12 protein-coding genes and 2 rRNA genes (1 of these 14 only partly in view) are annotated in these 13393 nt (G+C 66.3%); 10 read left to right on the plus strand and 4 right to left on the minus strand.

The window, feature by feature from the left end:
* The 5 genes from ACWF7A_RS26710 to ACWF7A_RS26730 form a co-directional block, all read left to right on the plus strand.
* Window positions 1-1516 (plus strand): 23S ribosomal RNA (locus ACWF7A_RS26710); it begins 1351 nt to the left of the window's first position.
* 113 nt (window positions 1517-1629) lie between these two features.
* Window positions 1630-1746: ribosomal RNA gene (rrf, locus tag ACWF7A_RS26715) — 5S ribosomal RNA — on the plus strand.
* Window positions 1747-2127: 381 nt separating this feature from the next.
* Window positions 2128-3759: a circularly permuted type 2 ATP-grasp protein gene (locus ACWF7A_RS26720; protein ID WP_452253238.1), complete on the plus strand. Its 1632-nt coding sequence runs from the start codon at window positions 2128-2130 to the stop codon at window positions 3757-3759.
* A 13-nt stretch (window positions 3760-3772) separates the two neighbouring features.
* Window positions 3773-4720, plus strand: a complete 948-nt coding sequence (locus ACWF7A_RS26725) for an alpha-E domain-containing protein (protein ID WP_452253239.1) — start codon at window positions 3773-3775, stop codon at window positions 4718-4720.
* Window positions 4721-4722: 2 nt separating this feature from the next.
* On the plus strand, window positions 4723-5565 hold the full coding sequence (locus ACWF7A_RS26730) for a transglutaminase family protein (protein WP_452253240.1): 843 nt from the start codon (window positions 4723-4725) through the stop codon (window positions 5563-5565).
* 3 nt (window positions 5566-5568) lie between these two features.
* Here ACWF7A_RS26730 and ACWF7A_RS26735 read toward each other — a convergent pair whose 3' ends face one another.
* Window positions 5569-6267, minus strand: coding sequence for an SDR family NAD(P)-dependent oxidoreductase (locus tag ACWF7A_RS26735; protein ID WP_452253241.1), 699 nt, complete (start codon window positions 6265-6267; stop codon window positions 5569-5571).
* Between the two features lie 104 nt (window positions 6268-6371).
* Here ACWF7A_RS26735 and ACWF7A_RS26740 point away from each other — a divergent pair, with 104 nt between their 5' ends.
* Window positions 6372-7223, plus strand: a complete 852-nt coding sequence (locus tag ACWF7A_RS26740) for a helix-turn-helix transcriptional regulator (protein ID WP_452253242.1) — start codon at window positions 6372-6374, stop codon at window positions 7221-7223.
* Here ACWF7A_RS26740 and ACWF7A_RS26745 read toward each other — a convergent pair.
* On the minus strand, window positions 7208-7630 hold the full coding sequence (locus ACWF7A_RS26745) for a type II toxin-antitoxin system PemK/MazF family toxin (RefSeq protein WP_452253477.1): 423 nt from the start codon (window positions 7628-7630) through the stop codon (window positions 7208-7210). The genes ACWF7A_RS26740 and ACWF7A_RS26745 overlap by 16 nt on opposite strands.
* Window positions 7631-7719: 89 nt before the next feature.
* Between ACWF7A_RS26745 and lepA the strand changes: the two genes are divergently transcribed.
* From lepA to ACWF7A_RS26760, 3 genes are all read left to right on the plus strand, one after another.
* Complete coding sequence (gene lepA, locus ACWF7A_RS26750) at window positions 7720-9555, plus strand: translation elongation factor 4 (RefSeq protein ID WP_452253243.1); 1836 nt, start codon at window positions 7720-7722, stop codon at window positions 9553-9555.
* Between the two features lie 137 nt (window positions 9556-9692).
* Window positions 9693-10229: an EF-hand domain-containing protein gene (locus ACWF7A_RS26755; protein WP_452253244.1), complete on the plus strand. Its 537-nt coding sequence runs from the start codon at window positions 9693-9695 to the stop codon at window positions 10227-10229.
* A gap of 103 nt (window positions 10230-10332) precedes the next feature.
* On the plus strand, window positions 10333-10944 hold the full coding sequence (locus tag ACWF7A_RS26760; RefSeq protein WP_452253245.1) for a class I SAM-dependent methyltransferase: 612 nt from the start codon (window positions 10333-10335) through the stop codon (window positions 10942-10944).
* Window positions 10945-10997: 53 nt separating this feature from the next.
* Here the strand turns inward: ACWF7A_RS26760 and ACWF7A_RS26765 are convergent, their stop codons facing one another.
* Window positions 10998-11225 (minus strand): hypothetical protein, encoded by a 228-nt coding sequence (locus ACWF7A_RS26765; protein WP_452253246.1) that lies wholly within the window; start codon window positions 11223-11225, stop codon window positions 10998-11000.
* 73 nt (window positions 11226-11298) lie between these two features.
* The gene (locus ACWF7A_RS26770) at window positions 11299-11730 is read right to left on the minus strand and encodes an HD domain-containing protein (protein WP_452253247.1); all 432 of its coding nucleotides are present in this window, start codon (window positions 11728-11730) and stop codon (window positions 11299-11301) included.
* 97 nt (window positions 11731-11827) lie between these two features.
* On the opposite strand from ACWF7A_RS26770, the gene ACWF7A_RS26775 reads away from it, so the two are divergent.
* A complete protein-coding gene (locus ACWF7A_RS26775; RefSeq protein WP_452253248.1) occupies window positions 11828-13300 on the plus strand; it encodes a chitinase in 1473 nt (490 codons plus the stop codon).
* Window positions 13301-13393 lie beyond the last annotated feature (93 nt).

The following is a 13393-nucleotide window of genomic DNA, read 5'->3' on the forward strand; positions in this document are numbered from 1 at the left end:
AGTGGAGCGCGGGACCTGAACTTGTAGTAGTCAAGCGATGGGGTGACGCAGGAGGGTAGCTCCGCCAGTGAGTGGTAGTACTGGTGCAAGCGTGTAGGGCGAGTTGTAGGCAAATCCGCAACTCATTAAGCCTGAGACGTGATGCGTAGCCGATTGAGGCGAAGTAGAGTGATCCCATGCTGCCGAGAAAAGCCTCTAGCGAGCTTTCACGCGGCCCGTACCCCAAACCGACACAGGTGGTCAGGTAGAGAATACCGAGGCGATCGGGCGAACTGTGGTTAAGGAACTCGGCAAAATGCCCCCGTAACTTCGGGAGAAGGGGGGCCGTAGCGCTTGAAGCCTCTTGCAGGCTAGGGCGAGACGGCCGCAGAGACCAGCGAGAAGCGACTGTTTACTAAAAACACAGGTCCATGCGAAGTCGCAAGACGATGTATATGGACTGACGCCTGCCCGGTGCTGGAACGTTAAGGGGACCGGTTAGTCCTTCGGGGCGAAGCTGAGAACTTAAGCGCCAGTAAACGGCGGTGGTAACTATAACCATCCTAAGGTAGCGAAATTCCTTGTCGGGTAAGTTCCGACCTGCACGAATGGCGTAACGACTTCTCGACTGTCTCAACCGCAGGCCCGGCGAAATTGCATTACGAGTAAAGATGCTCGTTACGCGCGGCAGGACGGAAAGACCCCGGGACCTTTACTATAGCTTGGTATTGGTGTTCGATTCGGCTTGTGTAGGATAGGTGGGAGACTGTGAAGCGGCCACGCCAGTGGTTGTGGAGTCATCGTTGAAATACCACTCTGGTCGTATTGGATGTCTAACCTCGGTCCGTGATCCGGATCAGGGACAGTGCCTGGTGGGTAGTTTAACTGGGGCGGTTGCCTCCCAAAGAGTAACGGAGGCGCTCAAAGGTTCCCTCAGCCTGGTTGGCAATCAGGTGTTGAGTGCAAGTGCACAAGGGAGCTTGACTGTGAGACTGACGGGTCGAGCAGGGACGAAAGTCGGAACTAGTGATCCGGCCATGGCTTGTGGAAGCGTGGTCGCTCAACGGATAAAAGGTACCCCGGGGATAACAGGCTGATCTTCCCCAAGAGTCCATATCGACGGGATGGTTTGGCACCTCGATGTCGGCTCGTCGCATCCTGGGGCTGGAGTAGGTCCCAAGGGTTGGGCTGTTCGCCCATTAAAGCGGTACGCGAGCTGGGTTTAGAACGTCGTGAGACAGTTCGGTCCCTATCCGCCGCGCGCGTAGGATACTTGAGGAAGGCTGTCCCTAGTACGAGAGGACCGGGACGGACGGACCGCTGGTGTGCCAGTTGTTCTGCCAAGAGCATTGCTGGTTGGCTACGTTCGGAAGGGATAACCGCTGAAGGCATCTAAGCGGGAAGCTCGTTCCAAGATGAGGTATCCCACTCTTCGTGAGTTAAGGCCCCCAGCTAGACCACTGGGTTGATAGGCCAGAGGTGGAAGACCGGTAACGGTTGGAGCTGACTGGTACTAATAGGCCGAGGACTTGTTACAAAGACGCTACGCATCCACTGTGCGGTTCTGGGAGAACAACCAGAACCGATCGAACCCACCGGCAGGCAAGTGTGCTGCTGGTTCGGGGTTCTAGGTTGTGAATTCCATAGTGTTTCGGTGGTCATAGCGTTGGGGAAACACCCGGTCCCATTCCGAACCCGGTAGTTAAGCCCTTCTGCGCCGATGGTACTGCACTGGTTACGGTGTGGGAGAGTAGGTCGCCGCCGAACATAATTTGCCCTGCGGGTCGAGCGCCACAAGCGCTCCCCGCAGGGCTTTTTCACGTTCAGAACAGCTTGCTCGCATGCGCTGTGACTGCCGGCGCGTCGCAGTCCCGGAGCAGCTTCCGCAGGATCGCCGCGGCCTTGCGGTCGGAGTGGGCGTATCCGAGCTCGGCGATCAAAGCGCCCACCGGACGTCGCCGTCCACGGCGTCGGCCGGCTCCAGCCACCCGCCCGGCAACCGCATCTGCCGTCGGCCGTTGCCGACTCGACTTCAACCCCTGAAGTCACGCCTGCGAGGTCGGGAACACACCGGGTTTCGTTTCCGAGATGTTTCTTCTCCGGATGGACTAGTGCGAAATCCGCCTGAACAGGGTGAAGATGTGGACCATGGAGCACCGAGCCCGCACCTCAGGACTGCGCCGCAGCCGCACGGTCACCACGCCGAGGCTCGGTGAGCTGTTCAACGGCTATCTGAATCCCGCGCGGCCCCATGCCGGTGCCTACGACGAGATGTTCTCCACGGACAGCGGGGTGCGGAGTGCTTACCGCGCGCTGTACGAGTCGGTGGCTCCGTCGCAGGTCAACGAGCTGAACGCGCGTTCCGAAGCGTTGGGGCGGGCGTTTGTCGACCAGGGGATCACGTTCTCGCTCAGTGGGCAGGAGCGGCCGTTTCCGCTCGATCTGATTCCTCGCATCATCACGGCTGGGGAGTGGTCGAAGCTCGAGAAAGGCATCGTTCAGCGGGTGCGGGCGTTGGAGATGTTCCTCGCGGACATCTACGGCGACGCGCAGATCGTCAGGGATGGGGTGTTGCCTCGGCGTCTCATCACGAGCTGCGACCACTTCCATCGGGAGGCGGCCGGCATCATTCCGCCCAACGGGGTGCGCATCCACGTGTCCGGTGTGGACCTCGTGCGGGACGAGCAGGGGACGTTCCGGGTTCTCGAAGACAATCTTCGCTGTCCTTCTGGCGTCTCGTACGTCATGGAGAACCGGCGGACCATGGCTCGGGTGTTTCCCGACTTGTTCGCACGGCATCGTGTGCGCGCGGTGGGGGACTACGCGGTCCATCTGCTCCGTGCGCTCCGCAACGCTGCCGCGCCCAACGCCGCCGATCCGAACGTTGTGGTGCTTACTCCGGGGCTGGGCAACTCCGCCTACTTCGAGCATTCGTTGCTCGCCCGGCAGATGGGTGTGGAGCTGGTCGAGGGGCGGGACCTGTTCTGCCGCGACAACTTCGTCTACCTGAGGACCACGGAGGGGGAGCGGCAGGTCGACGTCATCTATCGGCGCATCGACGACGACTTCCTCGATCCTGTGCACTTCCGGCCCGACTCGGTGCTGGGGATCGCGGGACTCCTCAACGCGGCGCGGGCCGGCAACGTGGTCGTGGCGAACGCGGTGGGCAACGGGGTGGCGGACGACAAGCTCGTCTACACGTACCTGCCGGAGATCGTGCAGTACTACCTGGGCGAGAAACCGTTGCTGCCCAACGTGGACACGTTCCGGTGCTGGTTGACCGACGAGCGGGCGCACGTGCTCGACAAGCTCGACGAGCTGGTCGTCAAGCCCGTCGAGGGGTCCGGTGGGTACGGGATCGTGTTCGGGCCGGACGCCACGGTCCGGGAGCTGAACTCGCTGCGGAAGCGGATCAGGAACAACCCGCGCGGCTGGATCGCGCAGCCGGTGGTGCAGCTGAGCACGGTGCCCACCAAGGTGGGCGACAAGCTGGCGCCGCGGCACGTCGACCTGCGGCCGTTCGCGGTCAACGACGGCAACTTCATCTTCGTGCTGCCCGGTGGGCTGACGCGGGTGGCGTTGCCGGAGGGCAGTCTCATCGTGAACTCCTCGCAGGGTGGCGGGTCGAAGGACACGTGGGTGCTGGCGGCCAAGTCGTCGACGCAGGAACGGGAGCTCGCGGAGCCCGGGCTGGCGGCGACGGCCCAGATGGAGGCCGCGGCGGCCGAGCAGGGGCCGGAGCTGACCACTTCCCAGCAACAGCAACAACAGCAGCAGTAGGGAGGCGCGCGGAATGCTGGCACGCAACGCTGAGTCGCTGTACTGGATCGGCCGCTACGTCGAACGGGCCGATGACACGGCGCGCATCCTGGACGTCTCGGTCCATCAGCTGCTGGAGGACGCGACGGTCGACCCGGACGCCACGTCGCGGCAGTTGCTGACGGTTCTGGGGATCACGCCGCCGGCCGGAGGTGAGCAGTTCGACGTGTGGGCACTGACGGAACTGGTGGCGTACAACAAGGACAACCCCAGTTCGATCGTGTCGTCGGTCAACAGCGCGCGCGAGAACACGCGTGGTGCTCGTGAGGTCGTGTCGACCGAGATGTGGGAGTGCCTCAACGCGATGTGGAACGCCGTCGCGGAACGGCAGACCTACGCGCGCACGATGGGGCCGCACGCGTTCTTCAGCTTCGTGGAGGAACGAGCGGCGATGTTCGCAGGGCTGGCGGACTCCACGATGTCGCGGGACGACGGGTGGCGGTTCCTCGTGCTGGGGCGTTCGGTCGAGCGCGTCGACATGATCGTGCGGCTGCTTCTGGCTCGTGTGGGCGACAAGGCGTCTTCTCCTGGATGGGTCACCGTGCTGCGGTCTGCCGGTGCCCATGACACGTACCTGCGGACGTACCGCGGGGCGTTGGACGCGTCGAGAGTGGTGCAGTTCCTTCTTCTCGACAGGCTGTTTCCTCGGTCGGTGTTCCACGCGCTGAGGCAGGCCGAATCGTGTCTTGAGCAGTTGGAGAACCAACCGTCCGTGCGCGTCGGTGCGCGGGCGGAGGCACTGCGGTTGCTCGGCAAGGCGCGCAGTGAGCTTGAGTTCCTGCGGCCGCACGACCTGATCGACGACCTGCCGAAACGGCTCGCGGCGCTGCAGCGGACCGTTCGCGAGGTGGGCGAAGCCGTTTCGCAGCAGTACTTCCACGTGGCGCCGTGGGTCGCCTGGACGAACACCGAGGTGGGCTGACCATGAGCTGGCGAGTGCGTGTCGTGCACACGACGGGTTATCGGTACGAGGCACCGGTCGTGCAGTCGTACAACGAGGCACGGCTGACCCCGCGTGGTGACCGCAAGCAGAACGTGGTCGTCTCACGCGTCGAGACGACGCCGGCGACTCGTGCGTACCGGTACACGGACTACTGGGGCACGGAGGTCACGTCGTTCGACCTCCATGCGCCGCACAAGGAACTGCAGGTCGTCGCGTCGTCGGTCGTCGAAACGAGCGCGGAGATCGAACCGGTCACCACTGGCACGTGGGGCGATGTGCGTGCGGAGAACATCGTCGACCGCTACACGGAGTTTCTCGAGCCCACGCTCTACACGCCGCGCCACCGCGAGTTGCTCGCGGTGGCGCGTGACCTCAAGAAGGGGCAGTCGCCGTCGGGCGCGGTGCTGGCGGCCTCGCAGTGGGTGTCGGAGCAGTTGACGTACCAGCCCGGCTCGACGGGCGTGCACAGCTCGGCCGTCGACGCGTGGCACGAACGCAAGGGCGTGTGCCAGGACTTCGCGCACCTCAGCCTCGTTCTGTTGCGCGGCATGGGGATTCCGGCGCGGTACGTCTCCGGGTACCTGCACACCAAGAAGGACGGCGCGTTGCGGGAGACGGTGCGGGGCGAGTCGCACGCGTGGATCGAGGCGTGGACCGGCGGCTGGTGGGGCTACGACCCCACCAACGCGATGCCGGTCGGGCCCCGGCACGTGTGGGTGGCGCTGGGCCGCGACTACGCGGACGTGGCGCCGTTGAAGGGGATCTACTCGGGCGGGGCCGCGACGGCGCTGGAGGTCACGGTCGACATCACGCGCCTCGCCTAGGAGTCACCAGGGGAGCGTGCCGTGCGCGGAGAAGAAGCCGCCGGTCGGTCCGCCGGTGTCCTGCGCCGTGCGGACGATGACCTCGGCGCCCTCCTCGACGGTCTGCGTGCCCGTGTTCGCGTTGAGGTCGGTCCTGGTGTAGCCCGGTTCCACCGAGTTGATCCGGATGTGCGGGAACGCCTTCGCGTACAGCACGGTGATCATGTTGACCGCCGACTTGGACGCCGGGTAGGCGACGCCGGGGTAGACGTAGGCGGGTGAGGCCGACGCCCCGCCGATCGAGGCCAGGCCGCTGCTGACGTTCACGACGACAGGTGCGTCGGAGCGGTCCAGCAACGGCAGGAACGCGTGCAGGACCCGCACGACGCCGAAGACGTTGGTGTCGAACATCGTGCGCATGAACTCGCCCGTGGTGTCGGCGGCGTTCACCACTCCGCCATCGGGCGTGCGGACCTCGATGCCGGCATTGTTGATCAGCACGTCGAGTCCGCCCTCGGCCTCGACGGTCTTCGCGGCCGCCGCCACCGACTCGTCGTCCGTGACGTCGAGGACGAGCAGCTTCGCGCCGAGCTCGTCTGCCGCCCGACGACCGCGTTCGGGGTCCCTGCTGCCCAGGTAGACGGTGTGGCCCGCGGCGATGAGGCGGCGGGCGGTCTCGTAGCCGAGGCCCTTGTTCGCTCCGGTGATCAGTGTCGTCGTCATGCGACCCAGAGTCGTCCCGGAACCGCGGGGTCAACCAGTCGACCGGTCTTCCTGGGACTGCCGGTACCAGGCACGACGGCGGGCCGAAGAGCAGAATCGACGGCGTGGCGGCGACGGAGTTCGGACGGGCGGTGCGCCGGTGGCGTGACCGGCTCTCCCCCGAGGCGGCAGGACTTCCGGCAGGCGTGCACCGGCGTGCGGCCGGGCTGCGCCGCGAGGAGCTCTCCGGCCTCGCCGGGATCTCCGTCGACTACGTCACGCGTCTCGAACAGGGGCGCGCGTCCAACCCGTCGTCGCAGGTCGTCGAGGCACTGGCACGGGCGTTGAGGCTGGCGCCGGCCGAGCGCGAGCACCTCTTCCGGCTCGCCGACCTCGTGCCGCCGAACGCGGCCATGGTGCCCGCGTACGTGACGCCGAGCGTGCAACGGATGCTGGACCGGCTCGCGGGCACGCCCGTCGCGGTGTTCGACGCGAGCTGGACGTTGCTGGTGGCCAACCAGGAGTACGCGGCGCTGATGGGCGACCCGTCCGACCTGCGCGGCAACGACCGCAACGGGGTGTGGCGCACGTTCCTCGGCAACGGGGGCCGGGCCAGGCGGACACCGGACGAGCTGGAGGCACTGCAGGCGGCCCAGGTCGCCGACCTGCGCTCCGCCGTCACCCGCTACCCGGCGGACGGACGGCTGAAGCGCCTGGTCGAGGAGTTGCGGGCGGCCAGCGAGAGGTTCGCCGAGCTGTGGGACTCCGGCACGGTCGGACGGCACGCGGCGGCGCGCAAGACCATCGACCACCCGCGGGTGGGTCCCGTCACGCTGGACTGCGACGTTCTCTCCGTGGCCGGCAGCGACCTGCGGATCATGATCTACACGGCGGAGCCCGGGACCGAGGACGCTGAACGACTCGCGTTGCTCGCCGTCCTCGGCACCCAGGACCTGGAGGTTCAGCGCCAGCCGTGACGTTCGCGCAGGGCGTCGACGACCTGGCCGAACGCGGCGGGGGACAGCACGGCACCCTCACGCCGGATGTCGTCGTCCGAGTCGAGGGCGAAGACGCGGTCCAGCCGCAGGTAGGACGGGCGGCCTTCGCGGTCCCAGGCGCCCGCGCCCAGTTCCAGGAAGTCGTCGCGCGGCTCCTTCGAGGAGAGCATCAACGCGACCAGGTCGCCGTCCGCGTGGCCCACGACCAGCAGCGGGCGGTCCTTGCCGCGGGAGGCGTCCTCCTCGAACGGCACCCAGGCCCAGACGACCTCGCCGGGGTCGGCGTCGCCGTCCATCGTGGGGGAGTAGTCCAGCTTCGTGGCCCGTGCCGCGTCGAAGATCTCGCGGACAGCACCCTTCTCGGGGCGGGGGTCCTCACCGTTCATCTGCACGGACGCACCCTAGTGGTGCAGAGCACGCCAGCCTCTATGGGACCATAAGGGGACACCCGTCCGATTTTTTGTTGAGGACTGCCTTGACCACGTTCGCCGACACGACCTTCACGCCGCCGGAGCTCATCCGGAACTTCTGCATCATCGCGCACATCGACCACGGCAAGTCCACGCTGGCCGACCGCATGCTGCAGCTCACCGGCGTGGTCGACGCGCGGGCGATGCGGGCGCAGTACCTCGACCGCATGGACATCGAGCGCGAGCGCGGCATCACCATCAAGGCGCAGAACGTGCGCCTGCCGTGGCAGCTCGAGGGGCAGGACCACGTCCTGCACATGATCGACACGCCTGGCCACGTCGACTTCACCTACGAGGTGTCCCGCGCGCTGGAGGCCTGCGAGGGTGCCGTGCTGCTGGTCGACGCCGCGCAGGGCATCGAGGCGCAGACGCTCGCGAACCTGTACCTGGCGATGGAGAACGACCTCACCATCATCCCGGTGCTGAACAAGATCGACCTGCCCGCGGCGGACCCGGACAAGTACGCCAAGGAGATCTCGCACATCGTCGGCTGTGAGCCGGAGGAGGTGCTGCGGGTCTCGGCGAAGACCGGTCTCGGCGTCGAGGCGCTGCTCGACGAGGTCGTCCGGAAGGTCCCGGCCCCGGTCGGCGCCTCGGACGCCCCGGCCCGAGCGATGATCTTCGACTCGGTCTACGACACCTACCGCGGCGTCGTCACCTACATCCGCGTCGTCGACGGCAAGATCACGCCGCGCGAGCGCATCAAGATGATGTCGACGGGCGCGACCCACGAGATCCTCGAGGTCGGCATCGTCTCCCCGGAGCCGAAGCCGTCGCAGGGTCTCGGCGTCGGCGAGGTGGGCTACCTGATCACCGGCGTGAAGGACGTGCGCCAGTCCAAGGTCGGCGACACCGTCACCTCCGAGCGCAAGGGCGCCACGGAGCCGCTGGCCGGCTACCGCGAACCGCGTCCGATGGTCTACTCGGGCCTCTACCCGGTCGACGGCTCGGACTACCCGGAGCTGCGTGAGGCGCTCGACAAGCTGCAGCTCAACGACGCCGCGCTGACCTACGAGCCGGAGACGTCCGCCGCACTGGGCTTCGGCTTCCGCTGCGGCTTCCTCGGCCTGCTGCACCTCGAGATCACCCGCGACCGCCTGGAGCGCGAGTACGGTCTCGACCTCATCTCCACCGCCCCGAACGTCGTGTACCGCGTCGTGATGGAGGACGGCACCGAGCACGTCGTGACGAACCCGTCCGACTGGCCGGAGGGCAAGCGCGCCGAGGTCTACGAGCCCGTCACCAAGTGCACCATCATCGCGCCGTCCGACTACATCGGCGCGATCATGGAACTCTGCCAGGGCAAGCGCGGCCAGCTCGGCGGCATGGACTACCTGTCCGAGGACCGCGTCGAGCTGCGCTACACGATGCCCCTCGGTGAGATCATCTTCGACTTCTTCGACTCGTTGAAGTCGCGCACCCGCGGTTACGCCTCGCTGGACTACGAAGAGTCCGGCGAGCAGGACGCGGAGCTCGTCAAGGTCGACATCCTGCTGCAGGGTGAGACGGTCGACGCGTTCAGCGCGATCGTGCACAAGGACTACGCCTACGCGTACGGCACGCGCATGGCGACCCGTCTGCGTGAGCTCATCCCCAGGCAGCAGTTCGAGGTGCCGATCCAGGCCGCGATCGGTGCCCGCGTGATCGCCCGCGAGACGATCCGCGCCATCCGCAAGGACGTGCTGGCCAAGTGCTACGGCGGTGACATCACCCGTAAGCGCAAGCTGCTCGAGAAGCAGAAGGAAGGCAAGAAGCGCATGAAGATGGTGGGGCGCGTGGAGGTGCCGCAGGAGGCCTTCGTCGCCGCGCTGTCGACGGACGAGCCGAAGGGCAAGAAGTAGCTTGTGGTCGACCAGGGGCCGGATCCGCTTGTCGGGTCCGGCTTTTTGGTTGGCGTGAACACCGCCGGGGCGACCCAGCAGGTTCAGCTGTTCGAGCGACTGTCGGCGTCTCCGGGCTTTGCCTAACGTCGGGAGTCATGACCTCCGTGACGAGCCATGAGATCGATGTTCGCCGGTTCCAGAAGTGGGACGTGAACGGAGACGGGATCATCGACCGCAGCGACTACGAGGCCGAGGCCCGCAGGATCGTCGCCGCGTTCGGCGAGAGCCTGAACAGCGGGCGCGGACGTGCGGTCATGGAGGCGTTGATCGTCCTCCACAGGCGTCAGGCCGACGCGGCGGGCGTGGGTGCCGGTGGTGCCATGAACCAGCAGCAGTACCTCGCGGCGAACCAGGAGCTGATGTTCGGTCGCGGCGACTCGGGTTTCGACGAGCTGCTGCGGCCTGCCATCGCGGCGATCGCGGACCTGTGTGACAGGGACCGCGACGGGCTGGTGAGCAAGGTGGAGCTGCGGAGGTGGCTCGGGTCCGCGGTGGGGTTGAGCGAGGCCGACTCGGATGCGGCGTTCGACCGCATCGACCTCGACGGGGACGGGAACCTCACGGTGGACGAGCTGGTGATCGCGGTGCGCGAGTACCACTACGGGCGGCTGGACATCGCGTTGCTGGGCTGAGTCAGGTCTGGTGGAGCAAGGGTTCTGGAGCGCTGGCTGCCTGGTGTTGCTGAGTTGGCAACGTAGATTGCCAATCCGGCACGGGGAAGAGCACGGTGGAACCATGACGACCGCACAGGAGTTCTGGGAGACCTTCTACTCGGAGCGGGACCAGGTCTGGTCCGGCAACCCGAACCCGTTGCTGGTGCGCGAGGCCGAACGGCTCGCGCCGGGCAGCGCCCTCGACATCGGGTGTGCTGAAGGTGGCGACGCCGTGTGGCTCGCGAAGCGGGGCTGGCGGGTGCTGGGGGTCGACGTGTCACAGGTCGCGCTCGACCGCGCGATCCAGCACGCGTACGACGCCGGCGTCGAGATCTCGGTGGAGCGGCACGACCTCAAGGCCACGTTCCCCGAGGGCCTGTACGACCTGGTGAGCGCTCAGTTCCTGCACTCGCCGGTCGAGGAGGACGGGGAGCGCAACAGCATCCTGAAGAAGGCCTCGCAGGCCGTGGCGCCCGGCGGGTACCTGATCGTCGGTGGGCACGCGGGCGCGCCGTCGTGGTCCGAGCACCAGGACTACTACTTCCCGACGACCAAGGACGTGCTCGACCACCTGGGGCTCAAGGACAACTGGATCATCATCACCGACGAGGTGGTGGAACGGCCGCTCACGGGGCCGGACGGCCAGCAGGAGATGCGCAAGGACAACGTCCTCACCCTCAAGCGGTTGTTCTAGAAACGCGAAGGCCACCCTCGGCAACGTTGCCGGGGTGGCCCAAGGGATGTCCGTCAGGCGGAACGCAGGAGGCGGTCCATCGCCTGGCGGTTGATGATCGAACGGAGCTCGCTCGTCTCCTCCGCGCTGTGGCGCGACAGGATGGCGTCCAGTTCGAGTCGGTCGCTCTCGGTGGTGTAGCTGGCCAACTGCCGTTCGAGGCTCTGGCGCTTCACACGAGCCGCGCGGCGCGTGGCCAGGCTCGAACGCAGGGACTTCACGGTCAGGTCTTGGCGGGTCATCTCGTCCTTCCAATCTTGGTTACGTTTCGATAATACACCCTGTTCAAGAGACCTGTACCGTTTAAGAAGCGAGTTAGCTCACGTACTCCTCGAGCAACCCGAGGGCCCGCGCGTACTTGGCCTTCAAGCGATCTTGCGTGGCCTCGTCGAGGCGGGCCATCCGGGCGGGGGAGAGGTTGTCGCCGATGTCCGCGTACTTCACGGAGAGTGCCAACGGATTGGCGGCCACGCGCCTCAGGTAGTCCTCCTGCGGCTCCTCCGGCAGGTGCGACAACGCCACGACGGCGTCGACCACGACGGCGGGGCAGCCTCGTGCCGTCAGGTCGGCCGCGGTCACCGGGGTGTCCTCGATGACGTCGTGCAGCACGGCGGCCATCTGCGCGTGCTCGCCCGTCACGGATGCCATGACCCGCAACGGATGTCCGATGTACGGCCGGCCCGACTTGTCGACCTGCCCGTCGTGCGCGGAGGTGGCCAGAGCGATGGCGTCTTCGAGGGTGAACACGACATCAAGCTAAACCAGGGCTTGACCTGACGCAGTGGTCTAGTCCATTTTTAGTCCACTCACAACATGGCCGCCGCATGATGTGTGGAGGTGGACCATGTCCAAGACCAGACGAGCAGCCATAGCGCTGCTCGCCGCGCTCTTCTCGTGCGCCGGTCTGGTGTTGGTGATCAACGGCAGCGCTGCCGCCGCGAACCTCGCGGCCAACAGCGGCTTCGAGGCCGGCAACCTCAGTGGTTGGACCTGCACCGAGGGCACGAGCGTCACCAACAGCACGAAGCGCACCGGCACGTACGCACTGCAGGGCGCACCCGCCGGGCAGAGCAACGCGCGGTGCCAGCAAACCGTGACGGTGCAACCGAACACGGCCTACAAGCTCAGCGCGTGGGTGCAGGGCAGCTACGTCTACCTCGGCGTCACCGGTGGCGTCGAGAAGAACACCTGGACCCCGGGCACGAGCGGCTTCTCCCAGCTGACCGTGGACTTCACGACCGGCAGCGCGACCAGCGTCACGATCTACCTGCACGGCTGGTACGGCCAGCCCGCCTACTACGCCGACGACGTCAGCCTCGACGGTCCCGGCACGCCGCCGACGACCACGAGCACCACGACGTCGACCACCACCACTACGACGACGACCACGACGACCACCACCACGACCGGCAACCCGCCGAACACCGGTCTGCCCAAGCACGTCCTGACGGGCTACTGGCAGAACTTCTACAACGGTGCGCGTGCTCTGAGGCTGGCCGACGTCCCCACCACCTACGACATCATCGCGGTCTCGTTCGCCGACGCCACGGCGGTGCAGGGCCAGGTCGCGTTCAACCTCGACCCCGGCCTGAGCAGCCAGCTCGGCGGCTACACCGACGCCCAGTTCCGCGCTGACGTCAAGACCGTGCAGAACCGCGGCCAGAAGGTGATCATCTCCGTCGGCGGTGAGAAGGGCACGATCAGCGTCGGCAACTCGACGGCGGCCACGAACTTCGCCAACAGCGTCAAGAGCCTCATCTCGTCGTACGGCTTCAACGGCGTCGACATCGACCTGGAGAACGGCGTCAACGCCCAGTACATGGGCCAGGCGCTGCGGGCGATCCACGCCGGCGGCGGCACCGTCATCACCATGGCGCCGCAGACGATCGACATGCAGAACGTCAACGCCGAGTACTTCAAGCTGGCGCTGGCCACCAAGGACATCCTGACGATCGTCAACATGCAGTACTACAACTCCGGTTCGATGCTCGGCTGCGACCAGCAGGTCCACAGCCAGGGCACGGTCAACTTCCTGACCGCGCTCGCGTGCATCCAGCTCCAGAGCGGTCTCCGGGCCGACCAGGTGGGTCTCGGCCTGCCCGCGTCGCCGTCCGGCGCCGGTGGCGGTTACCAGTCGCCGTCCAACGTCAACAACGCGCTCAGCTGCCTCGCCCGCGGTACGAACTGCGGGTCGTTCAAGCCGAGCACGACCTGGCCGTCCATCCGCGGCGCCATGACCTGGTCGATCAACTGGGACGCCTCCAACAACTGGCAGTTCGCCAACACGGTCGCTCCTCATCTGGACTCCCTGCCCTAGATGATGGAACCGGTCGGCGCCACGTCCACAAAGGACGTGGCGCCGGACGTCCGTTCGGAGTAGTCCTTGCGTCATCAAAGACACAGGGCTTCA

Source organism: Lentzea sp. NPDC055074, from assembly GCF_053608005.1.

Excerpts from the sequence above, each read along its gene's own strand:
- ACWF7A_RS26720 (WP_452253238.1), top strand. The coding sequence starts at position 2,128 with ATGGAGCACCGAGCCCGCACCTCAGGACTGCGCCGCAGCCGCACGGTC.
- ACWF7A_RS26725 (WP_452253239.1), top strand. The coding sequence starts at position 3,773 with ATGCTGGCACGCAACGCTGAGTCGCTGTACTGGATCGGCCGCTACGTC.
- ACWF7A_RS26730 (WP_452253240.1), top strand. The coding sequence starts at position 4,723 with ATGAGCTGGCGAGTGCGTGTCGTGCACACGACGGGTTATCGGTACGAG.
- ACWF7A_RS26735 (WP_452253241.1), bottom strand. The coding sequence starts at position 6,267 with ATGACGACGACACTGATCACCGGAGCGAACAAGGGCCTCGGCTACGAG.
- ACWF7A_RS26745 (WP_452253477.1), bottom strand. The coding sequence starts at position 7,630 with ATGAACGGTGAGGACCCCCGCCCCGAGAAGGGTGCTGTCCGCGAGATC.
- ACWF7A_RS26755 (WP_452253244.1), top strand. The coding sequence starts at position 9,693 with ATGACCTCCGTGACGAGCCATGAGATCGATGTTCGCCGGTTCCAGAAG.
- ACWF7A_RS26760 (WP_452253245.1), top strand. The coding sequence starts at position 10,333 with ATGACGACCGCACAGGAGTTCTGGGAGACCTTCTACTCGGAGCGGGAC.
- ACWF7A_RS26765 (WP_452253246.1), bottom strand. The coding sequence starts at position 11,225 with ATGACCCGCCAAGACCTGACCGTGAAGTCCCTGCGTTCGAGCCTGGCC.
- ACWF7A_RS26775 (WP_452253248.1), top strand. The coding sequence starts at position 11,828 with ATGTCCAAGACCAGACGAGCAGCCATAGCGCTGCTCGCCGCGCTCTTC.